Below are 26,052 nucleotides of genomic sequence, written 5' to 3' on the forward strand. Positions count from 1 at the left end.
TCGCCTGCAGGTCGGAATGAACTCGCTCGAGTTTCTTTTCAAGCGGCTGCTGAAGGCGGCGTTCGTGGTGCTGGGCGTGGTGGTGTTCAACTTCCTGCTGATCCACCTGGCGCCGGGCGATCCGGCGACCGTCATCGCCGGGGAGTCGGGCGCTGGCGATGCGCAGTTCCTGGCGCAGTTGCGCCAGCAATTCGGGCTCGATCAGCCCTTGTACGTGCAGCTGTGGCTGTACGTCAAAGGCGTGCTGACCTTCAACATGGGCTTCTCTTACCGCAACAACCTGCCAGTGAGCGAGCTCATCCTCGACCGCCTGCCGGCCACGCTGCTGTTGAGCGCATCGGCCTTCGTTTTCTCGCTGCTGCTGGGCGTCCTGCTCGGCGTGATGGCGGCGGTGCGGCGCGGCAAGCTGGCCGATTCGCTCATCATGTCCGGCGCGTTGCTGTTCTATGCCACGCCGCTGTTCTGGGTCTCGCTGATGGCGATGCTGGTGTTCTCCATTCGCCTCGACTGGCTGCCGCCGTTCGGCATGGAGACCATCGGCGGCGGCCTCACCGGTGCAGCCCGCATCTGGGACGTGATGCAGCACATGGTGTTGCCAGTCGTCACGCTCGGCCTGTTCTTCACAGCGATCTACACGCGCCTGACGCGCGCCTCGATGCTCGAAGTCGGCTCACTCGACTTCGTCAAGACGGCGCGCGCCAAGGGCGTGCCAGCCGGGCAGATCACACGCCGCCACGTATTGCGCAACGCAATGCTGCCGGTCTTCACCTTCGCCGGCATCCAGGCCGGCCAGATTCTCGGTGGCGCGGTGCTGACAGAGACCGTGTTTGCCTGGCCCGGCATCGGCCGCCTGATGTTCGACGCGTTGATCCAGCGCGACTATCCGGTGTTGCTGGGCGTGTTCCTGGTGACCTCCGTGCTGGTGGTGCTGGTGAACCTGCTGACCGACGTGTTCTACCGCTTCATCGACCCGCGCATCGAGGCCAGCTCATGAGACATTTCTTTCGACGCTTCGCGCGCAACAAGGGCGCCGTGGTCGGCCTCGTCATCGTCGGCGTGGTGATGCTGGTGGCGCTGTTCGCCGGCCTGGTGTTCCCCGGCAGCCCCTGGAACGCCGTCGGCGATCCTTTGCTCGACCCGTTGACCGATGCGGCCTATCCGCTCGGCACCGACATGCTGGGCCGTGACATCGCCTCCGGGCTGGCCTACGGCGCGCGCGTGTCGCTGCTGGTCGGGCTGGTCAGTACGGCGGTAGCGACGTTCATCGGCATCTCGATCGGCGCTGTCGCCGGCTACTACGGCGGGCGCATCGACGATGTCCTGATGCGCCTGACCGAGTTCTTCCAGACCATCCCGACGCTGGCGATGGCCGTGGTGCTGGTCGCCATCTTCCAGCCCAGCCTGACGTCGATCATCACCGCCATCGCCGTGGTGTCGTGGCCACCAGTGGCGCGGCTGGTGCGCGGCGAGTTCATGTCGCTGCGCTCGCGTGAGTTCGTGCAGGCGGCGGTGGTCATCGGCCAGAGCGCGCCGCGCATCATCTTCACGCAGATTCTGCCCAACACCATGTCGCCCATCATCGTGACGGCCTCGTTGATGATCGCGACCGCCATCCTGACCGAATCGGCGCTGTCCTTCCTGGGCCTGGGCGACCGCAACCTGATGAGCTGGGGCTTCATGATCGGAGCCGCCCGCACCATGATCCGCGAAGCCTGGTGGATGAGCTTTCTGCCGGGGCTGGCGATCCTGCTGACCGTGCTGGCCGTCAACCTGATCGGTGAAGGTTTGAACGACGCGCTGAATCCGCACCTGCGCAACCGGGGCGAGCGATGAACGGCGGTCGGGGCTCGCCCTTGTTGCAGATCGAGGGCCTGTCGATCCCGATCCCGGGCGGCGGCGACCGCGCCTTCGCCGTGCAGGACATCCATCTCACGCTGTATGCGGGCGAGATCCTGTGCGTGGTGGGCGAGTCCGGCTCCGGCAAGTCGATGAGCGCCAATGCCGTGATGGGCCTGCTGCCGTCGTACATGCAGCCTTCGGCCGGCCGCATCCTGTTTCAGGGCCAGGATCTGCTGCGCCTGCCGGAAACCGCACTGCGCAAACTGCGCGGCAGTGCCATCGGCATGATCTTCCAGGAGCCGTTGTCGGCGCTGAACCCGGTGATGCGCGTGGGCGATCAGATTGCCGAGGTGCTCGAGGTGCATGGCTTGCGCGACACCGCGCAGGTGGCGCGCCGCGTGCGTGAGCTGATCGCCTTCGTCGGCCTGCCAGATCCCGACGTGATCCGACATGCGTACCCGTTCCGGTTGTCCGGTGGTCAGCGTCAGCGCGTGATGATCGCGATGGCGCTGGCGCTCGAACCCGCGGTGCTGATCGCCGACGAACCGACCACCGCGCTGGACGTGACCACGCAGGCACAGATCCTCGCGCTGATCCAGTCGATCCAGCGCAGCAAGCGAGGCGGCAGCGATGGCAGCGCCAGCGGGATGGGCGTGATGTTCATCACCCACGACTTCGGTGTGGTCGCCGAGATCGCCGATCGCGTGGCGGTGATGGAGAAAGGCGTGCTGGTCGAGGTCGGCACGGCGACGCAGGTGCTCAACGCGCCGCAGCATCCCTACACGCAGCGTCTGATAGCGGCCGTGCCGCGACGGCGCACCGACCTGCGCGACGCGGTGGCCGACAGCGTTCCCGTGCTGGACGTGCGCAACCTGAAGAAGACTTACGCCACCGGCGGCGGCTGGTTCGCGACCAGGCGCGTGGTGCAGGCTGTCGACGACGTCAGCTTCACCGTGCGCCGTGGCGAAACGCTGGGCATCGTCGGCGAATCGGGTTCGGGCAAGTCGACCATCGGCAAGTGCCTGTTGAAGCTGGTGTCGGTCGACGCTGGACAAATGCTGTTCAACGGCCGCGACATCGCCGCGCTGTCGGCGCACGCCTTTCGCCCGCTGCGCAAGGACATCCAGATGATTTTTCAGGACCCGTTCGCCTCGCTCAATCCGCGCCAGACGGTTGGCCGCATCGTCAGCGACGGCCCGGTCGCGAGCGGCAAGACGAGGGCCCAGGCCGAGGCTCGGGCGCGCGAACTGCTGACGCTGGTGGGGCTGGAAGACTCGTCGTTCGATCGCTATCCGAACGAGTTTTCCGGTGGCCAGCGACAGCGCATCGGCATCGCACGCGCGCTGGCGCTCGACCCGCAGGTGCTGGTGGCGGACGAATCGGTTTCTGCCCTCGACGTGTCGGTTCAGGCGCAGGTGCTGGCGTTGCTGCATCAGCTGCAGCAAAAGCTGCAGATCGCGCTGGTCTTCATCACGCACGACCTGCGGGTGGCGGCACAGGTGTGCGACACGGTGCTGGTGATGCACCGTGGCCGCATCGTCGAGCGCGGAAGCCCGCAGCAAATCTTCGACCGACCGCAGCACGCCTACACGCAGCGCTTGATCGCCGCCGTGCCGGGTCAGCAGTGGAACCCGACGCAGGCGCACAGCACCGCACCCCTTACCCAGGCTGCCTGAGCGGCCACCTATCTCAAGGAACGACGACATGAGCACACTTTCGATCGACGGCGACCGCCTCTGGGCCAGCCTGATGGAGCTGGCCCGCATCGGCGCCACACCGGCCGGCGGCGTGTGCCGTCTGGCCCTTACCGATCTGGACAGGCAGGGCCGTGACAAGGTCATTGGCTGGGCTCGCAAGGCCGGCTGCACCATCCGCATCGACCAGATCGGCAACATCTTCGCGCGCCGCGCTGGCCGTGAGAACGACCTGCCCACCGTGGCCTCCGGCAGCCACATAGACACGCAACCCACCGGCGGCAAGTTCGACGGCAACTACGGCGTGCTGGCGGTGCTGGAAGTTTTCCGCACCTTGAATGACCACGACATTCAGACCCGCCTGCCTCTGGAAATGGCGATCTGGACCAATGAGGAAGGCTCACGCTTCGTGCCCGTGATGATGGGCTCGGGCGTGTATGCGGGCGCCTTCACGCTCAAGACCGCGCTGGCCGCGGTCGACCGCGACGGCATCAACGTCGAGAGCGCCTTGAAGGCCATCGGCTACGCTGGCGACACGGCTGCCGCCGTCTCGGCCGGCGCACCGCTCTTCGCGGCCTACTTCGAGGCGCACATCGAACAGGGCCCGGTGCTGGAAGACGCCGACATCGTGATCGGCGCGGTGACCGGTGCGCTCGGCCAGCGCTGGTACGACATCACCGTGACCGGCCAGGAGGCGCACGCCGGCCCGACGCCGATGGCACTGCGCCGCGACGCGCTGCAGGCCGCTACCCGGCTGATGCAGGAGACCGTAGCCGTCGCGCTGCGCCACGCGCCGCACGGTCGCGGCACGGTCGGCACGGTCGACGTGTTCCCGAGCTCGCGTAATGTGATCCCGGGCCGCGTGAAGTTCACCGCCGACTTGCGCAACATCGACGACGAAACGCTGTCGAAGATGGACACCGAGATCCGCGCAGCCTGTGCCGAAGTGGCTGCCGCGACCCGGACCAAGGTCGACATCGAACAGGTCGTGTACTTCCCGCCGACCGCCTTCGCACCGCATCTTGTCGAAGGCGTGCGCCAGGGCGCGCAGACGCGCGGCTATAGCTGCATGGACGTGGTGAGCGGAGCCGGCCACGACGCGGTGTACGTCGCGAGCCAGTTACCGGTGGCGATGATCTTCGTCCCCTGCAAGGACGGCATTTCGCACAACGAAAGCGAAGACGCCAAGCCAGAGCACCTGACCGCTGGCTGCAACGTGCTGCTCGACGCCATGCTGCACGCGGCTGCCTGAGCCCCACGACCCATGGCTGCCATTCACTATCTGACGCACATCGAGTTCGAAGCCGGCGCCGTTGCGCTGCTGCCCGGGGTGCTCGCTGAACTCGCCATCAGACGACCCATGCTGGTCACCGATGCGGGCATCGTGCAGACCGGGATCCTCGCCCGCATCCTCGCGCTATTGCCTTCGCCGGACGACGTCGCCGTGTTCACCGGAACGCCGCCCAATCCGACCGAAGAGACAGTGGAAGCCGCCGCTGCGCAATACCTCGCGCAAGGCTGCGACGGGTTGGTCGCCATCGGCGGCGGCTCGCCGATCGACCTGGCCAAGGGCGTGGCATTGATGGCAACGCACGAAGGTCCGTTCGCGCGTTATGCCGGCATGGCCGCGATGCCTTTGATCGGGGCGCACGCGGCGCCGATCGTCGCCGTGCCCACGACCGCCGGCACCGGCAGTGAGGTCGGCCGAGGCGCGCTGATCCGGCTGCGCGACGGCCGCAAGCTGGTGTTCGTCAGCCCGCATCTGTTGCCCCGGCGCGCGCTGTGCGATCCGGACCTGACACTCGGCATGCCGGCTGCGCTGACGGCGGGCACCGGCATGGACGCCTTCACGCACTGCATCGAGACTTTTCTTTCGCCCCGCATCAATCCGCCCGCCGAGGCCATCGCGCTCGACGGCGCGGCACGCGCCTGGCGCTGGATCGAACCTGCCGTGACGCACCCGGACGACCGGCAGGCGCGCTGGGAGATGATGATGGCCGGCATCCAGGGCGGACTGGCCTTTCAAAAGGGTCTGGGCGCGGTGCATGCGCTGGCGCACCCGCTGGGCGCGCTCACATCGCCGTCACTGCACCACGGCACAGTCAATGCGGTCATCCTGCCGGCCGTGTTGCGCTTCAACGCGGACCACGTGGGCGACAAATACGCACGGTTACGCACGGCCTTCGGGCTTCACGAAAGTGTCGATCTGGCCGATGCGGTGCAGGCGCTCAACCTGCGACTCGGACTGCCGACGAGCCTGCGCGCCATGGGCGTGCCGCCCGATGTGCTCGAACACATCGTCGACGGTGCACTGGCCGACCATTCGACACCGACCAACCCGCGTCCGCTGACGCGCGAAAACCTGGCGACCCTGTTCACGGAAGCCTACCAGTGAGCACCGACATCGCGGCTGCCGACACAGTTGCCGAACGCATCGTCCATGGCACCTGTCCGCACGATTGCCCGGACACCTGCGCCATGCTGATCACGGTGAAGGATGGCGTTGCGACCAAGGTGCGGGGCGATCCGGATCACCCGACCACGCAAGGCGTGCTGTGCACCAAGGTCTCGCGCTACCTCGAGCGCACCTACAGCCCCGACCGCGTGCTGCACCCGATGCGCCGTGTCGGCGGCAAGGGACTGGGGCAGGGCAGCTTCGAGCGAATCGGCTGGGACGAGGCGCTCGACATCGTTTCGGCAAAGCTGAAAGCGATCGCCGCAGTCGACGCGCAGGGCGTCATGCCGTACGCGTATTCGGGCACGCTCGGGCTGGTGCACAACTTCGGCATGCCGCGGCGTTTCTTCCACAAGCTGGGCGCTTCGCAACCCGAGCGCGTGCTGTGCGCAACCGCGGGGCGCATGGGCTACAACACCGTGATCGGTGCGCAGATTGGCACCGACATCACGCACTTCGCCGAGTCGCGGCTGATCATTTTGTGGGGCACCAACCCGATCACCTCGAACCTGCACTTGTGGACGCGCATTGCCGAAGCGCGCCGCAAGGGCGCGCGCGTGATCGCAATCGATCCTTACCGCTCGCAGTCGGCGGAAAAGGCCGACTGGCACCTGGCGCCGCTGCCCGGCACCGATGGCGCGCTGGCGTTCGGGATCATGCATGTGCTGATCCGCGAGGGCCTGATCGACCGCGACTACATCGACAAGCACACCCTTGGCTTCGATGCGCTGGCGAAGCGTGCGGCGGACTTCACACCCGACGTGGTTGCCGGCATCACCGGGCTCGATGCCCATGACATCTGCCAATTGGCGCGCGAGTACGGCGCCGAGCGGGCCAGCGCCATCCGCGTCAACTTCGGCCTGCAGCGTCATGCCGGTGGCGGCAATGCGGTGCGCGCCATCGCTTGCTTGCCGGCGCTCACCGGCGCATGGCGCGAAGCGGCCGGCGGCGTGCTGCTGGACAACGCGGGCTCGCATGCGATCGACCTGGCTGCGCTCGATGGCCGGCACTTGTTGCCCGACCCGGCGCATCCGCCGCGCAGCGTCAACATGGCGCAGATAGGCCGCGCGCTCAACGAGTTGGATGACCCGCCGATCCAGGCGATGTTCGTCTACGCCTCGAACCCGATGGCGGTCGCGCCCAACAACATGCTGCTGCGCCAGGGTTTCCTGCGCCCCGACCTGTTCACCGTCGTGCACGAGATCTTTTTGACCGACACCTGCGACTACGCCGACATCGTGCTGCCAGCCACGACGCAGCTCGAGCAGTTCGATGTGCATCGGCCTTACGGCACGCTGTACACCATGCTCAACCAGCAGGCCATCGCGCCGCTTGGCGAGGCTTGCTCCAACGCCGAGCTGTTTCGTCGGCTGGCAGCGCGCATGGGCTACGACGACGACTGCTTCAAGCAAAGCGATGAAGAGGTCGCGCGACAGGCTCACGACATGACAGCGCCCGTCAATGCGACGCTGGATTTCGATGCGCTGAAGCGCAATGGCTGGCAGCGGCTCGACGTGGCGGACCGCTATGCGCCGTTTGCCAACGGTAACTTCCCGACGCCTTCGGGCAAGTGCGAGTTCGAGAGTGCCTCCGCGGCGAAACAGGGATGGAGCGCCGTGCCGGAGTTCATTCCGCCGCGAGAGTCGTCATTGGGAAACCCCGAGCTTGCGAAGCAATTTCCGTTGATGTTGCTCACACCGCCTGCACGGCATTATTTGAACTCCAGCTTCTCGTCGATCAAGTCGCTGGTGAAAGAGGTGGGTGATCCGTGGGTGGAGATTCATGCGGACGATGCTGCTGTACGCGGCATCGTGGACGGCGCCCGTGTGCGAGTTTTCAACCAGCGTGGCGCCTTCACCGTGAATGCGCGAGTCAACACGAAGGTGCGCCCCGGTGTTCTTGTGGCACCTTCGATCTGGTGGCAGAAGAAGTCGGCGGACGGGGAAAACTCGAACGCCGTGACCTCCGACGAGCTGACCGATATCGGCCGCGGCGCTACTTATTACGACACTGCAGTGGAGATAGCGCCGCTTTTTCCACTAGGGACCATCGGGCTCCCAACCAGTACAAAGTCCGACGGCTTGGCGGCCGGCTTCACGCTGGCGGCATGGGAGCGAAGTCTGGAGCCGATAGGGCCGGTTGAACCGGAGCCGGCTCACTCCAATGCGCGACTGAAGCTTTGAAAGGCCTCTTGGTACTCGGGAAGCCAACGGGACAAAGGTGGCCTGTTTTCGACGATATCGCCGGCTGCCCACAGGATGCGCTTCTCGTCGAGCGACCGCGGCACGTCATTGTCCGGGCACAGGATGTAGAAGTCTCCGGCATCCAATCGTTCCATCATGAAGTCCACGGTCTGCTCGGGTGTCCATGCGGCGGCAGGCCTTTCGGCTCGACCTTGTGCAGTGAGTTGGGTAAACACGAATCCCGGAATAAGCAAGTGCGCGCTGATTTGGCAGCTCGACGTATTTCTCAATTCGTGCTGCAGCGCTTCAGTGCAGGCTTTGACGCCAACCTTGGACACGTTGTATGCCGGATCGCCCGGCGGGGTCGTAATGCCTTGCTTGGAGCCGGTGTTGATCACGCAACCAGGTCGGCCGCGCCGGATCATCGAAGGCACGAACGTCTGCACCCCATGGACCACACCCCACAGATTCACGCCGAGCACCCGGTGCCAGTTTTCGACAGGCCCGAAGACAGTGCTGCCCGGCTGGATACCGGCGTTGTTCATCAAGACATCCGTGCCGCCAAAGCGGTCCCTCACCACTTGCTCCAGCCGCTGCAGGTCTTCGACTTCGGCGACATCGGTTTGCTGATAAATGACTTGGCTTTCACCGCCGGAAGCCACTGCGGCGACCTGTTTCGCCGCGCGTGAAAGTTGGTCGACGTCAATGTCCGCGAGGCACACATTGAGCCCCAACTTGGCAAAACGTAGCGCGGCCGCAAAGCCAATGCCGGCGGCGGCGCCCGTGACCACGGCTACGGAACCGGGTGTGAGTGCTGGGTGTGTCATGAATGAGTCCATTGATCAGGTTTGTTGAAAAAAGGCACCTCAGCGCGCAGAGAGCGACTGGGCCAGAAACTCCACGAAGGCCAGCACCCTCGGGGAATGTTGATGTCGTTGCGGATACACAGCAAAGATATCCGCGTCCGGCGTCTCGAAGGTCGGCAGGATCTCCACCAGGCGACCACTGCGCAAGTGCCGGGCGACGTCCCACTGAGCGCGCATCAGGATGCCATGCCCCTCGAGCGCCCAATTAACGGCAATCTCTCCGTCATTGGTCACCAGGTTTCCGCGTACTTTGATCGACTCGGTTCGACGACTTTCACCTCGGCCACTGCTGAGTCGCCAGACGCCATGGGCTTCATCGCCTTGCCGGATACCGATGCAATTGTGGGTGGTCAGTTGCTGTGGAGTCTTGGGCTGTCCGTGGCGCGCGATGTAACTGGGCGCTGCGCACAGGAGGCGCCGGTTGTTGGCGAGGCGGCGGGCGATGACACGCGAGTCGGGCGGCTCGCCAAAGCGCACGCACACGTCGAAGACGTCGTCGGTTATCAGCGGTGGATTGACCGAGAGCTGGAGTTGTACCTCGACCAACGGGTACTTGCGTGCAAATTTTGAAATGATCGGCGCCACCTCGCAGCGACCGAAGCCCAGGGTCGCATTGACGCGCAGCAGCCCCTTGGGCGTCACCTTGGCACTACCGAGCAACTGCTTCAGCTCATCGATTTCTCCGAGGATGCGGCGCGCGTGCTCCAGGTAAATTTCTCCCTCTGGAGTCATGCTCATTCGCCGCGTGGTCCGGGTGACCAGTGCCACGCCGAGCCGAGCTTCCATCTGGGAAAGTCGTTTGCTCACCGCCGGCGGTGAAATTCCCAGCTCGCGCGCTGCTGCCGTGAGGCTTCCCGAAGCGGCGAGAGTCGAAAAAAACCCCAGATCGCCGGGCTGGATATCCGTCAGCATGGTTGCCTGCATTCTTGACTTGAAGTTAACAAAGGATTGCTTTCACGGGAGCGTAGCGCGGTACCTATGACCCTACATTGCACTGCTCGCGATCTCCATTGCGAGTGGAGGAGAACGATGCGGAGCCCCGCTCGTCCCTTCAGCCATAAGAGCAATGCCAGGAGACAAAGTGGAAGCTGGATTGAACCCGCCGAGCCGGTGGACGCTGCCTGCGATAGGGCGGGCGTTGCTGAGTCTCACACGCGCCCGTGAAATGAGCGTGCTGATAGCGTTGGTGCTTGTCAGCGCGGGCATTGCGATGGCGACGCCGTACTTTCTGACGAGCGACAACCTCATGGGCGTCTTCCGCTCATTTTCGACAACCGCGATCATGTCGATCGGCATGGTGATGGTCATCATCACCGGGGGCATCGATCTTTCGGTCGGCTCGGTAATGGGACTCGCGGGTCTGGTCACCGCTCTGGCTTTTCAGCACGGCTTTTCGACTGTCGTCAGTGTGGCGTGCGGACTGGGTGTCGGAGTGGCGTTCGGAATGACGAATGGCTTGCTGGTGACTGTCGGGCGCTTGCCGCCCTTCATCGCGACGCTGGGCACGTTGAGTATCGGACGCGGCCTGATGTATATCGTCACCAAGGGTGTTCCCGTTACGCCCGAGACTCCGGAGATATTCAACCAGATCGGGCAGGGTTACCTTGGCAGTGTGCCGGCACCTGTGGTGATCATGGTCGTGCTGGCGATCGTTTTCTCCGTGGTCATGTCCTATACGACCTTCGGCCGGCACGTCTATGCGACCGGCGGCAACGAGCATGCCGCCTGGATCAGCGGCGTGAACACCGCCCGCACCAAGCTCATCGTGTACACGCTGTCCGGAGCCATCTCTTCCCTGGCTGGCATCGTCGCGTTCTCTCGCTTTCTGTCTGCCGAGCCGGCCTCTGGCTTCGGCGTCGAACTCGACGTGATTGCCGCCGCTGCGATCGGCGGCGCCAGCCTCGCGGGCGGCGTGGGCAGCGTGCAGGGCACCGTCATTGGCGCCGCCCTCACTGGAATCATTGCAAATGGCGTAGTGCTGATGAACATCAATACCTATGCGCAACAGGCCATCACTGGAGCGGTCATCCTCATCGCCGTGAGCATCGATGTTTGGCGCCATGGAGCAAAGGAGAACTAACCCCGCCGATCAAACAGAGGCCCACTTTGGGCCGCAAGGTAACCACCCCGAATCTTCAAACTCAAAAACTACGAGACATCATGAAAAAAATTCTTTCGCTAATTCAAGTTGCCGTTCTTGCCTTGCCCCTGTCGCTGGCATCTCAGACCAGCGCATTCGCAAAAGACCTGAAGGATCTGCAGATCGCCGTGATCCCCAAGGTGGCGGTACCCTTCTTCGATGATTGCAATACCGGCGCCAAGGCAGCGGCCGCAGCGCTGGGTGTTCAGTACCAGTGGGTAGTGCCGCAAAACACGCAGGGCTCGACCCAAGTGCGAATCCTTGAAGATTTGATAGCCAAGAAGGTCGATGGCATTGCCATCTCGGTGAATGAGCCGAAGTCGGTCGAAGCTGCCATCAAGAAGGCCATTGCGAGTGGCATCAAGGTCGTCACCTTCGATTCGGACTCTCCCAACAGCGGACGGTCGATGTATATCGGCACCATCAATACCGCAGCGGGTGAGACGATGGGTGAGTCGATGGCCAAGGCACTCGATGGCGAAGGGGAAGTCGCTGTGGTGACGGGTCAACTCGGTGCGGTGAACCTGAACGAGCGCATTGCAGGAATCAAATCGGCGCTAGGCAAGTATCCGAAGATCAAGATCGTCGCCACCGAAGGCACCGAAGACGATCTGGCAAAGGCTGTCGCCACGACCGAATCGATCATGCGCGCCCATCCTGCGCTCAAGGGAATCTTCGGTGTCAGCCAGGTCGGTGGTCCGGCAGTCTCCAAAGTCATGGCGACCAAGGAGTTCGCCGCCAAAAAGAACACGGTCAAAGTCTTTGCGTTTGATGATCTGCCGGACACCATCAAGGGTGTGAAGGAGGGCTACATCCAGGGAATCATGGTCCAGCGTCCGGTCACCATGGGCAAGCTGTCGGTCGAACATCTGGTCGATCAGATCAGCGGGAAGGAAACGACTTCGTCCAACGTTGACACCGGCGTCAACGTCGTGACGAGTCAGAACCTTGGGTCTTACACCAAGTAACCAGCGTCGACAGGGGCCCGACGCGGGCCTTTGTCTTCCGGAGTCGCGCGTGGCATCTTTTCTGCAGGTCAAAAATATATCGAAGACCTTCACGGGAGTGAAGGCTTTGAGTCAAGTCAGCCTCGATGTGGCCTGTGGAGAGGTCTTGGCTATCGCTGGCGAGAACGGCGCTGGCAAAAGCACCTTGATGAAGATCATGACCGGCGTCTACCAGCCGGACGAAGGCGGAGAGATCTGGATCGACGGCAAGCGCGTGCCACAGCTCACCGGCACGGCTCACGCACGGGACCTCGGCGTGTGCATCATTTACCAGGAGCTGTCCGTCGTCGACAACCTGACGATTGCAGAGAACATCTTCCTGAGCAAAGAAATGACCAACCGGCTTGGTTTTCTCGACAGGCGCAGCATGAACGCGGCGGCACGCGGCCTGCTCGATACGCTGGGCATCACGCTCGATCCCACCACCCGCGTAGGTCGACTCAGCGTCGGCCAGAAGCAAATGGTGGAAATCGCCAAGGCGATTTCGAATCGCTCCAAGATCGTCATCATGGACGAGCCGACCGCCTCCCTCAGTCACCATGAGGCCATGGCCCTGAAGGCGACGATTCGAAAGCTCAAGGCCGACGGTATCGGCGTCATCTACATCACGCACCGGCTTGAAGAGATCTTCGACATTGCAGACCGCGTTGCAGTGCTGCGCGACGGGCAAAGTGTCGGCACCCTCGCCGTCGGCGATATCGATCGCACCCGACTGGTGCGAATGATGGTCGACCGCGAACACAGCGACCTCTACGGCGAGTACGAGTGTCATGCCACCCGGACAGTGGCGCTCGAAGTCAACGGCCTGGACCTGAATCACCGGCTTACCCAGTCGGGTGCGGTCGGGGGCAACAGCTTTCGGGTTCATGAGGGCGAAATCCTGGGGTTCTTCGGATTGATTGGTGCAGGGCGCACCGAGATGATGGAAATGGTCTTCGGCCTTCGTCCGCATCGCGGCTCGGTGGCCATCGGGGGCCAGGTTGTGGCTATCCGGAGTCCACGCGACGCGATCGACAACGGTATTGGCTTTGTCACCGAAGACCGCAAAAAAGATGGACTGGTGCTCGGTATGACAGTGCGCGAGAACTTCAGCCTGACCCACCTGGAAAGCTATACGAAGCTGAGTTTTATCGATCGTCTTGCCGAAGCGCTGGGTTGTCAGACTTTCGTGCGCCGGCTCGGCATAAAAACTCCGACCGTCGAACAGAGATCCGACAAGCTCAGCGGAGGTAACCAGCAAAAAATCGTGATCGCGAAATGGGTTGCTCGCTCGCCCAAAGTCCTCATCGTCGACGAACCGACGCGCGGCATCGACATTGCCGCGAAAGCCGATGTCCACAAGCTCCTTCAGGAGCTCGCCAGCCGCGGGATGGCGATCATCGTCGTGTCCTCCGACTTGCCCGAAGTACTGGCGATCAGCGATCGTGTGACCGTCGTGCGGGAAGGCCGCATCGTCGCAGAGTTGAGCCGTGAAAACGCATCGCAAACTTCGGTGATGGAAGCCGCCGCAGCTTGAATATTTTCTTTGCAATCCATTTGAAAGTTGAACCATGAAAACCGTCGCAGTCGTCCACACCGGACCCGCAACCGTGCAACCGATCAAACAGCAGTTTCAGGAACTGTTGCCCGACGTGCGTGTGATCAATATCGTCGACGACAGCCTGCTGAACGACGTGATCGCAGCAGGTCATCTGACCGAGGCGGTTGCCGGCCGCATCCTCACCTACATGCAGGAGGGGCAGAAGATGGGCGCAGTCGCCATCCTCAATGCCTGTTCATCGGTAGGGGAAGCGGCCACGGCTGCGCGTGCGGGGCTTTCGATTCCGGTCGTCAAGATCGACGAAAGGATGGCCGAACGCGCCGTTGCCCTGGGGCCCCGCATCGGTGTGGTGGCAACCGTCCGTACGACGCTGGAGCCGACCATCCGGCTGATCCGGGCCAAGGCCGAGGAGACCGGCCAACAGATCGAGATCAGCGAGGGGTTGGCCGAGGGCGCCTTCCAGGCTTTGCTCGAAGGCAAGACCGAGGCACATGACGAGGTCGTCCGACGGACTATCCTGTCGCTGGTGGACAAGGTCGATGTCATCGTCCTGGCGCAGGCCTCCATGGCGCGACTGACCAGCTCGCTCGGTGACCTGAAAGTGCCCGTGCTGTCGTCTCCGCGCAGCGGCGTGGAGGCGGTGCGCGCCTTGCTCGAAACGCTTGTTTGAGTCCACTGCCGCTTTTGTTACTTTTTAACCGACCAACAACATTCTGAAGAAGGCATCGACATGTCAAAAAATATCATCGTGACAGGCGGCAGCGGCATGGCTGGCAAGTGGGTCGTCAAGGACCTGCTCGATCACGGGCACCGCGTGATGAACCTCGATCGCACCGTGCTCAAGGACTCGGCGGCGCGCACCGTCATCACCGATCTGACCGACGCGGGCCAGGTCTTCAACGCGCTGTGCAGCACGACGGTGCGCCACGAATTCAGCCCCTCGATCAAGCCTGAGCCGATCGATGCGATCATTCATTTCGCGGCGATCCCGCGGATCATGACGCACCCGGACAACGAGGTTTTTCGCATCAATGTGATGAGCACCTACAACGTGCTGGATGCAGCGTCCAAGTACGGCATCAAGAAGGTGATCATCGCGTCGAGCGAGACCACCTACGGCATTGTCTTCGCGGACAGTTACCGCATGCCCGAGTACCTGCCGTTGGACGAGGACTACCCGGTCGATCCGATGGACAGCTACGCCATGTCCAAAGTCATCAATGAGGCAACGGCCAAGGCGTTCCATGCGCGCACCGGCTCGGACATCTACTGCCTGCGCATCGGCAACGTGATCGACCCGGTCGAGTACGCAAAATTTCCCGAGTACTTCAAGGATCCCGGGTTCCGACGCCGGATTACCTGGAGCTATATCGATGCGCGCGACCTTGCGACGGCTTCGCGTCTGGCCGTCGACACGGACGGGCTGGGTTTTCAGGTAATGAATGTTGCTGCCGACGATGTCTCTTCCGACCTGCCGACCGCCGAGTTGCTCAAACGTTTCTATCCGACGGTGCCACTCAAGAAGGAGTTGGGCGAGTTCGAAACGCTCTTGAGCAACGAGAAGATCAAGCGCCTGCTCGGCTTCAAGCAGCAGCACAACTGGCGCAGCCACGTCAGCTGACTTCGCACGATATACGGAGCCTTGCATGCACGACTACAGATTGGCAGCTATTCCCGGCGATGGTATCGGGCCCGAAGTCATCGAGGCCGGCCTGGAGGTACTGCGTGTGTGCGCCGCGACCGACGGTGGCTTCGGCGTGGCGATCCAGGCCTTCGACTGGAACTCCGAGAACTACCTGCTGCATGGTCACTACATTCCCGACGGCGGGCTGGAGCAACTGCGGACTTTCGACGCCATCCTTTTCGGTGCGGTGGGCAGCCAGCGCGTACCCGACGATGTGTCGCTGTGGGGCTTGCGACTGGCGATCGTGCAGGCCTTCGACCAGTACGCCAATGTGCGGCCAGCGCGGCTGTTGCCCGGCGTCAGCAGTCCGTTGGACAAAGGCGACGACATCGACTGGGTCATCGTCCGCGAGAACTCTGAAGGCGAGTACGCAGGGCACGGCGGCCGGGCGCACCGCGGCTTGCCGATCGAAGTCGGAACCGAGACGGCCGTGTTCACGCGCGTCGGCGTGGAGCGAATCCACCGCTTCGCTTTCGAGCTGGCGAGTCAGCGGCCGCGCCGTCATCTGACGCTGGTCACCAAGTCGAACGCGCAGCGCTTCGGCATGGTGATGTGGGACGAGATCTTCTTTGAGGTTGCACGCGACTACCCGACGGTCAGGGTCGACCGGGAATTGGTGGACGCGGCGACCACCCGCATGGTGTTGAAGCCGGACTCGCTCGACGTGATGGTGGCAACCAACCTGCATGCCGACATCCTGTCGGACCTGGCGTCCGCGTTGTCGGGCAGTCTGGGCATCGGGCCGACCGCCAACCTGAATCCTTCACGACAGTTTCCTTCGATGTTCGAACCTATCCATGGCTCGGCTTTCGACATCACCGGCAAGGGCATCGCCAATCCGATCGCGACGTTCTGGTCGGTCGTCATGATGCTGGAGCACCTCGGCGAAGCCAGGGCGGCACAGCGGCTGATGCATGCCATCGAGGCGACCACTGCGACCGGCGAGCACACGCCAGACCTTGGCGGCCAAGCGACAACGCGCAGCGTGACGGCGGCCGTGTGCCGTGCCCTGACTGCCTGAGCTTCAGGCCGACCGCGCAGCCCGTTACAGGTAGTTCGCGCCCGCCTCTTTGGCGAAGCGCGCGGGGTCACCCTCCCAGACGATGCGCGCGTGCTCCAGCACATAGACACGGTCGGCATGCGGCAACGCAAAGGTCACGTTCTGCTCACCCAGCAGCACGGTGATCGGTGTGGTCTGACGCAGTTTTTCGAGCGCCTTGGACAGCTGCTCCAGGATCACCGGCGCCAGGCCGAGCGTGGGCTCGTCGAGGATCAGGATTTCCGGCTTCATCATCAGGGCACGGCCGATGGCCAGCATCTGTTGTTCCCCACCGCTCAGGGTTTGTGCCATCTGCGTCTGGCGCGACTGCAGGATCGGAAAGAGCTCGAACAGCCACGCCAGTTGTGCAGCCCGTTCAACGTCCGGCAGGTGCTGGCCGCCGAGGTCGAGGTTCTCGCGGATGCTCATTTCGCCGAACAGTTCGCGCGTCTCGGGGCATTGCACCAGGCCGCTGCGGGCGATGCGCGCCGGAGTCAGGCCGCGCTGCTTGACACCGTCGCGAACGATCTCGCCGGCGTAGGGCACAAAGCCCGAGATCGCATTGAACAGCGTCGTCTTGCCCGCACCGTTGAGGCCGACGACCGATACGAATTCGCCCCGGTGAACATGGATTGACACGGTGTCGAGTGCCTGCGCCTTGCCGTAGTAAACACTGAGATTCTCGACCTGCAGCAGCGGCCTCTGGTCCGCGAAGTTGGTCTCCGGGCGGGCCGATGTCTCGATCGCGCCGCCCAGGTAGACGCGGCGCACGGTCTCGTTCTGCAGCACCTCCTCTGCACGACCGGTGACGATCTCTTCGCCCAGGTACATCGCCAGCACGCGGTCGACCAGCGAAGACACGCTCTTGACGTTGTGGTCGACCAGCAGCACGGCGCGGCCTTCGTCGCGAAAGCTGCGGATCAGGTCGGAGAAGGCGCCGACCTCGGCGAGCGTCAGGCCGGCAAACGGTTCGTCGACCAGCACGACTTGCGGATCGCGCGCGATGGCTTTGGCCAGTTCGAGGCGCCGCAGGTCGGCGAAGGGCAGCGTGGGTGGGCGCCGGTCGACCACGGCACCGAGGCCGACCCGCTCGGCGATTTTTTCGGCTCGCTCTTTCAGCGAGCGATCGGCAAACACCTTCAGCAGGCTGTCGGGGAGCAGCGCCACCATGATGTTCTCGAGCACGGTCTGGCGGTTCAGCGGCCGCGAGTGCTGGAACACCATGCCGAAGCCGCGCCGCGCGATCTTGTGTGCCGGCAGACCGGCAAGGTTGTCGCCATGGAACAGCACCTGGCCATCGGTCGGGCGCTCGATCCCCATGATGCTTTTCATGGCGGTCGATTTGCCCGACCCGTTCGGCCCGATCAGCCCGAGGATTTCGCCGGCCGCGAGGTCGAAGCTCAGGTCCTTGACGGCGATCAGGCCGCCAAAGCGCTTGGTCAGCTTGCGGACCTGGAGGAGGGGTTGCGGCACCGCTGCGGTCATGGTGCGTGTCACGATCGGGTGCCTCGCGACAGCACGGAACCCAGGAAGCCGTTCGGGAAGAAAAGGATGGCCAATAGCGCGACGGCCGAGACGATGAAGGTCGCCAACTCGCCGGCCGGCCGGAGGAACTCGCCGGCCACGATCAGGAACACCGCACCCAGCGCCGCACCGAGCACGGTGCGGCGTCCGCCCAGCACCGCGGCCACGATCACCTGGACACCGACCGCCACGTCGACCACCGTGCTGACCGAGGCCGTGCCCATGTAGAACACCAGCAAGGCGCCCGCCAGCCCGGAGAAAAAGGCGCTGACGATGAACGCGGCGAGCTTGTGCTTGACGATGTTGAAGCCCAACGCACCGGCCTGCACCGGGTCTTGGCCGCTGGCCTGCAGGATCAGGCCGACGGGTGATTGCGCCAGCCCATACAGGATGGCGCCGCTGACGGCCATGAAGCCCAGCGCGATCCAGTAGTTGGCACCGGCGTCGATGGTCAGCACATCCGGGATCGTGAGGCCGATCTCGCCACCGGTCAGGTCGGCAAAGACGACCACGAAGTTCTGCAGGATCAGCACCGCCACCAGCGTCGTGAGTCCGAAGTAGGGCCCGCGCAAACGCAGCGCCGGCAACGCCAGCACGAAGCCAGCCAGCACGGAAGCGGCGGCACCGCAAGCGATGCAGAGATACACCGACAGGCCGTATTGGTGGTTGAGGATGCCGGCCGTGTACGCACCGACGCCGATCAAAAAGGTCGGGCCGAAATTGACCTCGCCGGCAAACCCGAACAGCAGGTCCCAGCTCATCGCGAAGACGCCGAAATAGTAGGCGACCGTCAGCAAGCCGAGGATGTAGGCCGACACGTACCATGGCAACGTGGCGGCGACCACCAGGATCCCGAGCGTGATCCAGAAGAAGCGCGATGTCACGAGCGCTCTCATGACGCACGCCGCCCTAGCAGACCTTGCGGCTTGATGTACATCACGACGATCAGCAGCAGCAGCGCCGGCACCGTGCGGTAAGCCGGCGAGATCAGGTAGGCCGTCATGGTTTCGAGATAGCCGACCACGTAGGCGGCGATGAGCGAGCCGGACACGCTGCCCAGGCCGCCCAACACTACGATCGAAAAGGCGCTCGCGGTGAGCGGCCCGACGCTGTACGAGCTGACGCCGAGGAACATGCCGAGCAGCACGCCGGCAATCCCCGCGAGCAGGCCGTAGATGGCCCAGACCACGATGTACACCTGCGTCAGTTCATGGCCCAGCAGTGTCACGCCGCGTGGATTCATCGAAGCCGCCAGCACCACCTTGCCCATCTTCGTGCGGTTGACGAAGAGCCAGAGCATGCCGATCACGCCCCAGCAGACGATGGCGGTGAAGATCTCGTTCTTCGGTGTTCTCACGCCCAGGATCGAGATCACGCCTTCGACGATCGGCATCACGGTCTTGGCGTTGTTGGTGAAGAAATACGCCACCAGCTCCTGCAGCATGATTCCCCACAGCAAGGTGGCGGTGAGGATGAAGATCTCTTTCTCTTCGGTCGCAATCCGCTTGGAGCGCTGGATCGGCTTGACGATCAGGAAGTAGGTCGCCAAAGCAGCCAGCAGCGCTGTGGCCAGACCGACCAGCGCGCCCGCATAGCTGTCGAGGTGAAGCACGTTCCCGGCCGCCCATGCGGCCACCGCCGCCGACACCATGATCGCGCCGTGCGACAGGTTAAGTACGCCGGAGACACCGAAGATCAGGGTGAAGCCGGTCGCGCCTAGGGCATAGAGCGCACTGATGGCAAAGCCATCTATCAGAATTTGAAGGGCAGTCATGGAGCGTGGACCGCCGTGACCGGCTGGTCTGGGTAATGAGCGGAAAAAATAGTGAACCGTGCAATTGGGCGCGTGACGCCCAGCTTGCGAACCGCCCGCCTTTGCACCGGCACGGGCATCGGCATCGGCGGCGGGATCGCCTCGGCTAGTTGCTGGCGTTCAGCTTGACGAAAGCGGGGAACTTGAGCTTGCCCTTCGCGAGCTCTTTCGGCCACACCGTGACCTGCTTGCCGTCCTGCCATTGCGACATCAGTCCGGTGATCAGGCCCTTGCCGTACTTGATGGAGTGGGTGAATGTATCGGCCTGACCGTAGAACTGGACGCGACCAATCGTGCCCTCCCAATCGGTTTTTTCGAGTGCCGCGACCAACTTGTCTGCATCGGTCGAGCCGGCGCGATGAATGGCATCGGCAATGAAGTAGACCTCGTCGTACGAGGTGTATCCGGCGTACGAAGGAAAGTTGCCGAAGCGCTTCTTGAAGGCATCGGCGAAGGGAATCGTCTTCGGCGTCATCGGTGCGTCAGGTGCCGACACCGCCTGCAAAACAACGCCCGCGGCCGCCCCGTTGGTATCGTTCCAGAACGTGCTGCTGGAGGCCTGCGAGGTGATCCCGAACATCGGAATCGGCACCTCCTGCGTCTTCCATTGCACCGTCGGCTGAACCCCCACATGCGAGATGCCAGTGATGATGACGTCCGGTTTGACGCCTTCGATCTTGTTGAAGATCGGCGTGAAGTCGGTGGTGTCCGGGGAGAAGCGGATGTGGTCGAGCACCTTCAGCCCGACCTTCGGCAGACAGGCCTCGTAGGCGACATCGAGCGGCTTGGTCCACGCTGCGTCTTCGCTCATGATCACTGCCGTCTTCATGTGCATGCCATCGACCAGCACGTCCTTGGCGGCATCGCAGACCGAGTTGGCCAGCGCATCCGAGGTCAGGTAGCCGTGGAAGGTGTACTTGTTCTTCTCGTAGTCCTTGTGCACGCTCAGGCTGATCTCGTTGGAGGCGGCGCCTGGCGTGATGAAGGGCGTCTTCAGGCGCGCCGCCCAGGGCTCGAGCGCCAGCACCACTTCGCTGATGTAGCTGCCGATCACGGCCACCACCTTGTCTTCGCTCACCGCGCGCTGGAACGCACGCACCGCATCGGCGGAGGAACTGTGGTCGTCGTAAGTGACGAGTTCGATCTTTCGCCCGTCGATGCCACCTTTGGCGTTGATCTCGTCGGCGGCCAGTTGCGCTGCCTGCGGGATGGACGCGCCGGCAATGGCCTGCGCCTCGGCGATCACGCCGATCTTGATGGTGTCGGCCGCCACCGCCAGCGTCGATACGCCGCCGGTTGCGCACAGCGTGAGCGCGACCGGAAGCCAGCGGTTGCGCAATGCGCGTGAATAAAGCAAAGCAGTACGTCGTGCCATGTCAAGTGCCTTCGATGTTGTTTTGGATGTTGGCGAGGTCAACGGGTCCATTGTTCAACGCTGCCCGCAGACGGTCTCAAGGACTTTCCCTTAGAGCGGGTCGCCTTAGCGCCTCGCAGAAACGTTCTGGAACAGGGTTCTGAAAGGAGACGTTGTGGCGCCTTGGCTCTGCACCTTTCAGGGCTTGACGAACTTGAGCACGAACTCGTCCTTGGATTGCGGTGGCGGTGGCGTGTTGCTGTCGCGTGCGTCGGCTGGGTTGTGCATGAAGTTGCCCTCGGCGGCCAACCTGAATCCGGCCTGCTCGACCTCGTTACGCAGGAAGCTCTCTTCGATGCGATGCAGCGTGCCCGCTTCTGAAATGCCCGTACCCGGCCGCCCCGCGTGGTCGGCGATGACGTAGACGCCGCCGGGTTTCAGGGCAGCGAAGACGGCGCGGTTGACCGCCGCGCGGTCGACGCCCATATGACCGAAGTCGTGGTAGTTGAACATCAGCGTGACCAGGTCCAGTCCGTTCGATGCGAGTTCTGGTGGCACGGGGTCCTCGAACGGCCGGACGATTGCCACGATGTTGGACGCATTCGGGTTCTTTGCGCGTTCTGCCAGCGCCATCGGTGATGGCCGCGGCGCGGCGCCTGCAACGGCTGCTGGCATGGGCCCGGTAGCGCCTTCCGGTTGCGCGGGCCGACTGCTCGGCGGACGCGGCGGGCTCTGCCCGTAGACGCGGCCGGTCGGGCCCGTTGCGCGCGCGATGAGTTCGGTCGTGTAGCCCCCGGCGGCGCTCAGGTCCAGCGCCACCATGCCGGGATACACGCCGATGAAAGCCAGCATTTCCTGCGGCTTGCGTCGTGCGTCGTTGCGGCGGTCCGCTTCGCTTCGGTCGGGACTGGCGACGATCTGCGCGACGCGGTCCGGTGAGAGTGTCGGCTGGTCCGGTCCTCGCGCGGGCGGCGCCACGCAGGCCGCGAGGCCGACCAAGGCGAAAGCCGCTGCGCTCGCGTGGGCAGCCCAGCGACGGGCGGGAAAATTCAGGCGGATGGGCGTGTGTGGCATGGGTTCGGTCTCGTCTGTGTCTAGGGGCGTTCGCGAGTCTAGGCCTGTGTGCCCCGTCACGCCGACGGGTGACTAGGGCAATCCCTGATGGTCGTCTGAAACCGGTTTCATACAATCCGCTTCGTTGAAACGAAACCCGTCGCACGCGGGTCGCACGAGTGAACTATCAATTCCAGTTCGATGCAGTGTTCGCGGCATGGCCGCTGCTGCTCAAGGGCACCTGGATCACCATCCAGCTGTCGCTGATCGCAACCGTGCTCGGCTTGGTCGTCGCGATTTTCTGTGCCTGGGGCAAGACCTCGGGTCCGGGCTGGCTGCGCTTCGTGATCAATGCGTACATCGAGGTCATTCGCAACACGCCTTTCCTCGTCCAGCTCTTTTTCTTCTTCTTCGCGCTGCCGGCCATCGGGCTGCGCTGGTCGCCGCAAACCGCCGCGCTGGTGGCGATGGTGGTCAACCTCGGCGCCTATGCGACCGAGATTATTCGCGCCGGCATCGAGTCGATTCCCAAGGGGCAGATCGAAGCGGGCCGCGCGCTCAACCTGAAGGCGTGGGAAATCTTTCGCTTCGTGATCATCAAGCCGGCGTTGAAGGCGATCTACCCGGCGCTCACCAGCCAATTCATTTTGCTGATGCTGAGTTCGGCGGTGGTGTCGGTGATCTCGGCGGACGACCTCACCTCTGTCGCCGCCAACCTGCAGTCGCAGACCTTTCGCAGCTTCGAGATCTACATCGTCGTGGCTGCGATCTACCTGCTGCTGGCGCTCGCTTTCTCGGCGTTGTTCAAGCTGATCTATCAGCGCACGCTCAACTATCCGGACCGCCGGTAAGGCAGGGGCACCACGACCATGCGTACCTTCGGCTTTCCCGAATTCATGTTCATCCTCGAGGCGGCGCGCTGGACGCTGGCCTTGTCGCTCATCGCCTTCATCGGAGGCGCCGTTCTGGGCCTGATCATCGCGTTGATGCGCACGTCGGACTCGATGGCGGCGCGCCGCGGGTCGACGGTGTTCATCCAGATCTTTCAGGGCACGCCGCTGCTGCTGCAACTGTTCCTGATCTTCTTCGGCGCTCCGGTGCTCGGCTTCGACATCAACCCGTGGATCGCCGCAGGTGTCGCACTGATCCTGAACAGCGCCGCCTTCCTCGGCGAGATCTGGCGCGGCTGCATCGAGGCGGTACCGAGCGGTCAGCGTGAAGCGGCCGAAGCGTTGAGCCTGAAGTACGTCGCCCGCATGCGCGACGTCGTGTTGGCGCAGGCATTCAAGATCGCTTTGGCGCCTACGGTTGGCTACCTGGTGCAGATCATCAAAGGCACATCGCTGGCCGCGATCATCGGCTTCACCGAGATCACGCGCGCCGGCCAGATCATCAACAGTGCGACTTTCCAGCCGCTCGTTGTCTTCTCGGTCGTGGCGGTCATCTACTTTGCGATCTGCTGGCCGCTTTCGCTGCTGGCGGCTCGCATCGAGCGCCGGGGTGCCCGTACTTTCACGCGCTGATTCCCAGTCCAATCACATTCACATACCTAGGAGATAACGAATGTCCCATCCTATTTTTCGCCGTGCTTTGACGGGTGCCATGGCCGCATTGGGTCTTGGCGCCGCGCTTGTCGCTTTTTCTCCGCTCGCCTTTGCCCAGTCCATGGCCGATATCAAGAAGAAGGGCGAGATCACCATCGGGGTGATGGTCGACGTACCGCCGTATGCGACCACCGACGTCCAGAATCAGCCCGATGGCTATGACGCCGACGTGGCCAAGTTGCTTGGCAAGGACTGGGGCGTCAAGGTCAACACCGTGACGGTGACCGGCCCGAACCGCATTCCCTATGTCCTGACCAACAAGGTCGATGTGTTGGTCGCCGTGCTCGCCATCACGCCCGAACGGTCGAAGCAGGTTCAGTTTTCGTCGCCATATTCGGCCGCGACCATCGTTCTCTACGGGTCGGTCAAATCACCCATCAAGAGCGCAGCCGATCTGAAGGGGATTCGCGTTGGCGTGGCGCGTGCGAGTACGCAGGACGTGGCGCTGTCGGCAGTGGCACCTGAAGGTACCGAGATCCGCCGCTTCGACGACGATGCTTCGGCCATGCAGGCGCTGATCTCGGGCCAGGTCGACGCCATCGGCTGCCCAACCACCGTTGCAGCGCAAATTGCCAAGCGTGTGCCTGCCAACACATTCGAAGAGAAATTCGTGGTGCGCCAGCAATTCATGGGCATCGTCATGCGACTCGGGCAAGACGATCTGCTGAAGAACCTGAACGAGTTCGTTGCGCGAAACACCGCAAACGGCGAACTCAACAAGCTGTATAGAAAATGGCTGGGCGTCGATCTGCCGAAGATGCAGTGATGGCGGTCGATTCGATCATCCGCATCGAAGCGGTCAACAAGTGGTACGGCACTTTCCAGGTGCTGACCGACATCGACCTCGACGTGAAGCAGGGTGAGCGCATCGTGGTGTGCGGGCCTTCGGGCTCGGGCAAGTCGACGCTGATTCGTTGCATCAACCGGCTCGAGACCGTGCAAAAGGGAAAGATCGTCGTCGACGGCATCGACCTCACGGCCGGCGGCAAGAACGTCGATGCGGTGCGGGCCGAGGTCGGCATGGTGTTCCAGCAGTTCAACCTGTTCCCGCACCTGACGATTTTGCAAAACTGCACGCTGGCGCCGATGCGCTCGCGCGGCATGACGAAGCCGCAAGCCGAGGAGGTCGCGATGAAGTACCTCACGCGCGTGCGCATCCCCGAGCAGGCGCACAAGTACCCGAGCCAGTTGTCGGGTGGCCAGCAGCAGCGCGTGGCGATTGCGCGCGCGCTCTGCATGACGCCGAAGATCATGTTGTTCGACGAGCCGACCTCTGCGCTCGACCCCGAGATGGTCAAGGAAGTGCTCGACACCATGATCAGCCTGGCCGACGACGGCATGACGATGCTGTGCGTCACGCACGAGATGGGCTTTGCCCGCAGCGTGGCCGACCGTGTGATCTTCATGGCCGACGGCAAGATTCTCGAACAAGCGCCGCCCGCCGAATTCTTCGGCAATCCGAAGAACGAAAAGCTCAAGCAGTTTCTTGGACAGATCCTCAGCTCGAATCAGGCGCATTGATGTCCACCGTTCTCGTTTCACTGTCGTCTTTCGGCGCTGCCGAAGTCGGCCGCCATGGTCAGTTGTGGTACGCCCAGTTGGCGAAATCCGCCGGTGCGGACTCGGTCGAAGTGCGCGGCGAAATGCTGCGCGATGCGGCGACTGAATTGCCTGCGCTGGCGGGGCTGGCTTCTGTGTATTCCAGTCCTGAAGGTTTGTGGGCCGAGGGCGGCTGGCTCGACAGCGCCGCGCTGGGTCGCGGCATCGCGGCAGCGACCACACTCGGTGCCAAGCGGTTGAAGATGTCGATCGGTGACTTTCGGGCCAGCTCGCACGGATCGCTGTGGGGCCTGAAGGTGCAGTTGTCCGAGACGCGCATCGAGCTCCTGATCGAGAACGACCAGACCGTGTCGGCGGGTTCGCTGCCGGCCTTGATGACCTTCTTCAATGCGGCGGAGAGCGCCGGCATTTCACTCGGAATGACATTCGACATGGGCAACTGGCATTACGTCGGTGAGTGTCCGATCGAGGCGGCCAAGGCGCTCGGCAAACGCGTGCGCTATGTCCATTGCAAAGGCGTGCAACGGCTGCCTGCGAAGTGGGTGGCGGTGCCGCTCGCTGAATCCGCAGCACCCTGGCGTGCGCTGTTCCGGGTCTTGCCAGCCGATGTGCCGCGCGCCATCGAATACCCGCTGATGGGCGACGACCTGCTGGCCGTGGCGCGCGAGCAGATCGCGTTCGTCCGCGCGTTGTGAGC

Annotated in this window: 24 protein-coding genes; 17 read left to right on the top strand and 7 right to left on the bottom strand. The window is 63.3% G+C overall.

Translation table 11 applies throughout. The features are described from left to right. Positions 1–16: 16 nt before the first annotated feature. The 6 genes from RCH10_RS20405 to RCH10_RS20430 are packed head-to-tail and all read left to right on the top strand — an operon-like array spanning position 17 to position 8,171. A complete protein-coding gene (locus tag RCH10_RS20405) occupies positions 17–994 on the top strand; it encodes an ABC transporter permease (RefSeq protein WP_409053801.1) in 978 nt (325 codons plus the stop codon). Further along, positions 991–1,833, top strand: coding sequence for an ABC transporter permease (locus tag RCH10_RS20410; RefSeq protein ID WP_409053802.1), 843 nt, complete (start codon positions 991–993; stop codon positions 1,831–1,833). The genes RCH10_RS20405 and RCH10_RS20410 overlap by 4 nt, the downstream gene beginning before the upstream one ends. Continuing rightward, positions 1,830–3,515, top strand: a complete 1,686-nt coding sequence (locus RCH10_RS20415; RefSeq protein WP_409053803.1) for an ABC transporter ATP-binding protein — start codon at positions 1,830–1,832, stop codon at positions 3,513–3,515. The genes RCH10_RS20410 and RCH10_RS20415 overlap by 4 nt, the downstream gene beginning before the upstream one ends. Before the next feature lie 28 nt (positions 3,516–3,543). Next, entirely contained in the window at positions 3,544–4,785 is a 1,242-nt protein-coding gene (locus tag RCH10_RS20420; RefSeq protein WP_409053804.1) for a Zn-dependent hydrolase, read from the top strand. Between the two features lie 12 nt (positions 4,786–4,797). After that, positions 4,798–5,928, top strand: coding sequence for an iron-containing alcohol dehydrogenase (locus tag RCH10_RS20425; RefSeq protein WP_409053805.1), 1,131 nt, complete (start codon positions 4,798–4,800; stop codon positions 5,926–5,928). Next, complete coding sequence (locus tag RCH10_RS20430) at positions 5,925–8,171, top strand: molybdopterin-dependent oxidoreductase (protein ID WP_409053806.1); 2,247 nt, start codon at positions 5,925–5,927, stop codon at positions 8,169–8,171. The genes RCH10_RS20425 and RCH10_RS20430 overlap by 4 nt, the downstream gene beginning before the upstream one ends. Here the strand turns inward: RCH10_RS20430 and RCH10_RS20435 are convergent. Both RCH10_RS20435 and RCH10_RS20440 read right to left on the bottom strand, forming a co-directional pair. Continuing rightward, positions 8,144–8,998 (bottom strand): SDR family NAD(P)-dependent oxidoreductase, encoded by an 855-nt coding sequence (locus RCH10_RS20435; protein ID WP_409053847.1) that lies wholly within the window; start codon positions 8,996–8,998, stop codon positions 8,144–8,146. The genes RCH10_RS20430 and RCH10_RS20435 overlap by 28 nt on opposite strands. Positions 8,999–9,037: 39 nt before the next feature. After that, positions 9,038–9,949, bottom strand: coding sequence for a LysR family transcriptional regulator (locus RCH10_RS20440; protein WP_323496108.1), 912 nt, complete (start codon positions 9,947–9,949; stop codon positions 9,038–9,040). Between the two features lie 253 nt (positions 9,950–10,202). Here RCH10_RS20440 and RCH10_RS20445 point away from each other — a divergent pair, with 253 nt between their 5' ends. From RCH10_RS20445 to RCH10_RS20470, 6 genes are all read left to right on the top strand, one after another. Continuing rightward, positions 10,203–11,117, top strand: coding sequence for an ABC transporter permease (locus RCH10_RS20445; RefSeq protein WP_323496107.1), 915 nt, complete (start codon positions 10,203–10,205; stop codon positions 11,115–11,117). Positions 11,118–11,197: 80 nt separating this feature from the next. Continuing rightward, positions 11,198–12,145, top strand: coding sequence for a sugar-binding protein (locus tag RCH10_RS20450; RefSeq protein ID WP_323496279.1), 948 nt, complete (start codon positions 11,198–11,200; stop codon positions 12,143–12,145). A 49-nt stretch (positions 12,146–12,194) separates the two neighbouring features. Next, on the top strand, positions 12,195–13,700 hold the full coding sequence (locus RCH10_RS20455; protein ID WP_409053807.1) for a sugar ABC transporter ATP-binding protein: 1,506 nt from the start codon (positions 12,195–12,197) through the stop codon (positions 13,698–13,700). Positions 13,701–13,734: 34 nt separating this feature from the next. Then, entirely contained in the window at positions 13,735–14,394 is a 660-nt protein-coding gene (locus tag RCH10_RS20460; protein ID WP_323496105.1) for an aspartate/glutamate racemase family protein, read from the top strand. A 60-nt stretch (positions 14,395–14,454) separates the two neighbouring features. Beyond that, positions 14,455–15,345: an NAD(P)-dependent oxidoreductase gene (locus RCH10_RS20465; protein ID WP_323496104.1), complete on the top strand. Its 891-nt coding sequence runs from the start codon at positions 14,455–14,457 to the stop codon at positions 15,343–15,345. Positions 15,346–15,370: 25 nt separating this feature from the next. Continuing rightward, positions 15,371–16,429, top strand: a complete 1,059-nt coding sequence (locus RCH10_RS20470; RefSeq protein ID WP_409053808.1) for a tartrate dehydrogenase — start codon at positions 15,371–15,373, stop codon at positions 16,427–16,429. Positions 16,430–16,453: 24 nt separating this feature from the next. Here RCH10_RS20470 and RCH10_RS20475 read toward each other — a convergent pair whose 3' ends face one another. The 5 genes from RCH10_RS20475 to RCH10_RS20495 form a co-directional block, all read right to left on the bottom strand. Then, positions 16,454–17,932 carry an ATP-binding cassette domain-containing protein gene (locus RCH10_RS20475; RefSeq protein WP_409053848.1) on the bottom strand — a complete coding sequence of 493 codons (1,479 nt, stop codon included), beginning with the start codon at positions 17,930–17,932 and terminating at the stop codon, positions 16,454–16,456. Between the two features lie 8 nt (positions 17,933–17,940). Continuing rightward, positions 17,941–18,867, bottom strand: a complete 927-nt coding sequence (locus RCH10_RS20480) for a branched-chain amino acid ABC transporter permease (RefSeq protein ID WP_409053809.1) — start codon at positions 18,865–18,867, stop codon at positions 17,941–17,943. Further along, complete coding sequence (locus RCH10_RS20485) at positions 18,864–19,745, bottom strand: branched-chain amino acid ABC transporter permease (protein WP_323496100.1); 882 nt, start codon at positions 19,743–19,745, stop codon at positions 18,864–18,866. The genes RCH10_RS20480 and RCH10_RS20485 overlap by 4 nt, the downstream gene beginning before the upstream one ends. A gap of 145 nt (positions 19,746–19,890) precedes the next feature. After that, complete coding sequence (locus RCH10_RS20490; RefSeq protein ID WP_409053810.1) at positions 19,891–21,159, bottom strand: ABC transporter substrate-binding protein; 1,269 nt, start codon at positions 21,157–21,159, stop codon at positions 19,891–19,893. 177 nt (positions 21,160–21,336) lie between these two features. After that, the gene (locus RCH10_RS20495; RefSeq protein WP_409053811.1) at positions 21,337–22,212 is read right to left on the bottom strand and encodes a class I SAM-dependent methyltransferase; all 876 of its coding nucleotides are present in this window, start codon (positions 22,210–22,212) and stop codon (positions 21,337–21,339) included. Positions 22,213–22,370: 158 nt separating this feature from the next. Here RCH10_RS20495 and RCH10_RS20500 point away from each other — a divergent pair, with 158 nt between their 5' ends. From RCH10_RS20500 to RCH10_RS20520, 5 genes are read left to right on the top strand one after another with little or no spacing between them, the layout of a single operon-like run. Beyond that, positions 22,371–23,042, top strand: a complete 672-nt coding sequence (locus RCH10_RS20500; RefSeq protein WP_323496097.1) for an amino acid ABC transporter permease — start codon at positions 22,371–22,373, stop codon at positions 23,040–23,042. 18 nt (positions 23,043–23,060) lie between these two features. Continuing rightward, positions 23,061–23,714, top strand: a complete 654-nt coding sequence (locus RCH10_RS20505) for an amino acid ABC transporter permease (RefSeq protein ID WP_409053812.1) — start codon at positions 23,061–23,063, stop codon at positions 23,712–23,714. Between the two features lie 40 nt (positions 23,715–23,754). Continuing rightward, on the top strand, positions 23,755–24,561 hold the full coding sequence (locus RCH10_RS20510; RefSeq protein WP_323496095.1) for a transporter substrate-binding domain-containing protein: 807 nt from the start codon (positions 23,755–23,757) through the stop codon (positions 24,559–24,561). Beyond that, entirely contained in the window at positions 24,561–25,316 is a 756-nt protein-coding gene (locus RCH10_RS20515) for an amino acid ABC transporter ATP-binding protein (protein WP_323496094.1), read from the top strand. Before RCH10_RS20510 ends, RCH10_RS20515 begins: the two co-directional genes overlap by 1 nt. Next, entirely contained in the window at positions 25,316–26,050 is a 735-nt protein-coding gene (locus RCH10_RS20520) for a sugar phosphate isomerase/epimerase family protein (RefSeq protein ID WP_409053813.1), read from the top strand. Before RCH10_RS20515 ends, RCH10_RS20520 begins: the two co-directional genes overlap by 1 nt. The last annotated feature ends 2 nt before the right edge of the window (positions 26,051–26,052 follow it).

It is taken from the genome of Variovorax sp. GrIS 2.14 (assembly GCF_046115955.1).
GTDB lineage: Bacteria > Pseudomonadota > Gammaproteobacteria > Burkholderiales > Burkholderiaceae_C > Variovorax.

What these genes read in the sequence shown, in the direction of transcription:
- RCH10_RS20405 (WP_409053801.1), top strand. Translation starts at nt 17, where the DNA reads ATGAACTCGCTCGAGTTTCTTTTCAAGCGGCTGCTGAAGGCGGCGTTC.
- RCH10_RS20410 (WP_409053802.1), top strand. Translation starts at nt 991, where the DNA reads ATGAGACATTTCTTTCGACGCTTCGCGCGCAACAAGGGCGCCGTGGTC.
- RCH10_RS20415 (WP_409053803.1), top strand. Translation starts at nt 1,830, where the DNA reads ATGAACGGCGGTCGGGGCTCGCCCTTGTTGCAGATCGAGGGCCTGTCG.
- RCH10_RS20420 (WP_409053804.1), top strand. Translation starts at nt 3,544, where the DNA reads ATGAGCACACTTTCGATCGACGGCGACCGCCTCTGGGCCAGCCTGATG.
- RCH10_RS20425 (WP_409053805.1), top strand. Translation starts at nt 4,798, where the DNA reads ATGGCTGCCATTCACTATCTGACGCACATCGAGTTCGAAGCCGGCGCC.
- RCH10_RS20435 (WP_409053847.1), bottom strand. Translation starts at nt 8,998, where the DNA reads ATGACACACCCAGCACTCACACCCGGTTCCGTAGCCGTGGTCACGGGC.
- RCH10_RS20440 (WP_323496108.1), bottom strand. Translation starts at nt 9,949, where the DNA reads ATGCTGACGGATATCCAGCCCGGCGATCTGGGGTTTTTTTCGACTCTC.
- RCH10_RS20445 (WP_323496107.1), top strand. Translation starts at nt 10,203, where the DNA reads ATGAGCGTGCTGATAGCGTTGGTGCTTGTCAGCGCGGGCATTGCGATG.
- RCH10_RS20450 (WP_323496279.1), top strand. Translation starts at nt 11,198, where the DNA reads ATGAAAAAAATTCTTTCGCTAATTCAAGTTGCCGTTCTTGCCTTGCCC.
- RCH10_RS20460 (WP_323496105.1), top strand. Translation starts at nt 13,735, where the DNA reads ATGAAAACCGTCGCAGTCGTCCACACCGGACCCGCAACCGTGCAACCG.
- RCH10_RS20465 (WP_323496104.1), top strand. Translation starts at nt 14,455, where the DNA reads ATGTCAAAAAATATCATCGTGACAGGCGGCAGCGGCATGGCTGGCAAG.
- RCH10_RS20470 (WP_409053808.1), top strand. Translation starts at nt 15,371, where the DNA reads ATGCACGACTACAGATTGGCAGCTATTCCCGGCGATGGTATCGGGCCC.
- RCH10_RS20475 (WP_409053848.1), bottom strand. Translation starts at nt 17,932, where the DNA reads ATGACCGCAGCGGTGCCGCAACCCCTCCTCCAGGTCCGCAAGCTGACC.
- RCH10_RS20480 (WP_409053809.1), bottom strand. Translation starts at nt 18,867, where the DNA reads ATGAGAGCGCTCGTGACATCGCGCTTCTTCTGGATCACGCTCGGGATC.
- RCH10_RS20485 (WP_323496100.1), bottom strand. Translation starts at nt 19,745, where the DNA reads ATGACTGCCCTTCAAATTCTGATAGATGGCTTTGCCATCAGTGCGCTC.
- RCH10_RS20490 (WP_409053810.1), bottom strand. Translation starts at nt 21,159, where the DNA reads ATGGCACGACGTACTGCTTTGCTTTATTCACGCGCATTGCGCAACCGC.
- RCH10_RS20495 (WP_409053811.1), bottom strand. Translation starts at nt 22,212, where the DNA reads ATGCCACACACGCCCATCCGCCTGAATTTTCCCGCCCGTCGCTGGGCT.
- RCH10_RS20505 (WP_409053812.1), top strand. Translation starts at nt 23,061, where the DNA reads ATGCGTACCTTCGGCTTTCCCGAATTCATGTTCATCCTCGAGGCGGCG.
- RCH10_RS20510 (WP_323496095.1), top strand. Translation starts at nt 23,755, where the DNA reads ATGTCCCATCCTATTTTTCGCCGTGCTTTGACGGGTGCCATGGCCGCA.
- RCH10_RS20515 (WP_323496094.1), top strand. Translation starts at nt 24,561, where the DNA reads ATGGCGGTCGATTCGATCATCCGCATCGAAGCGGTCAACAAGTGGTAC.
- RCH10_RS20520 (WP_409053813.1), top strand. Translation starts at nt 25,316, where the DNA reads ATGTCCACCGTTCTCGTTTCACTGTCGTCTTTCGGCGCTGCCGAAGTC.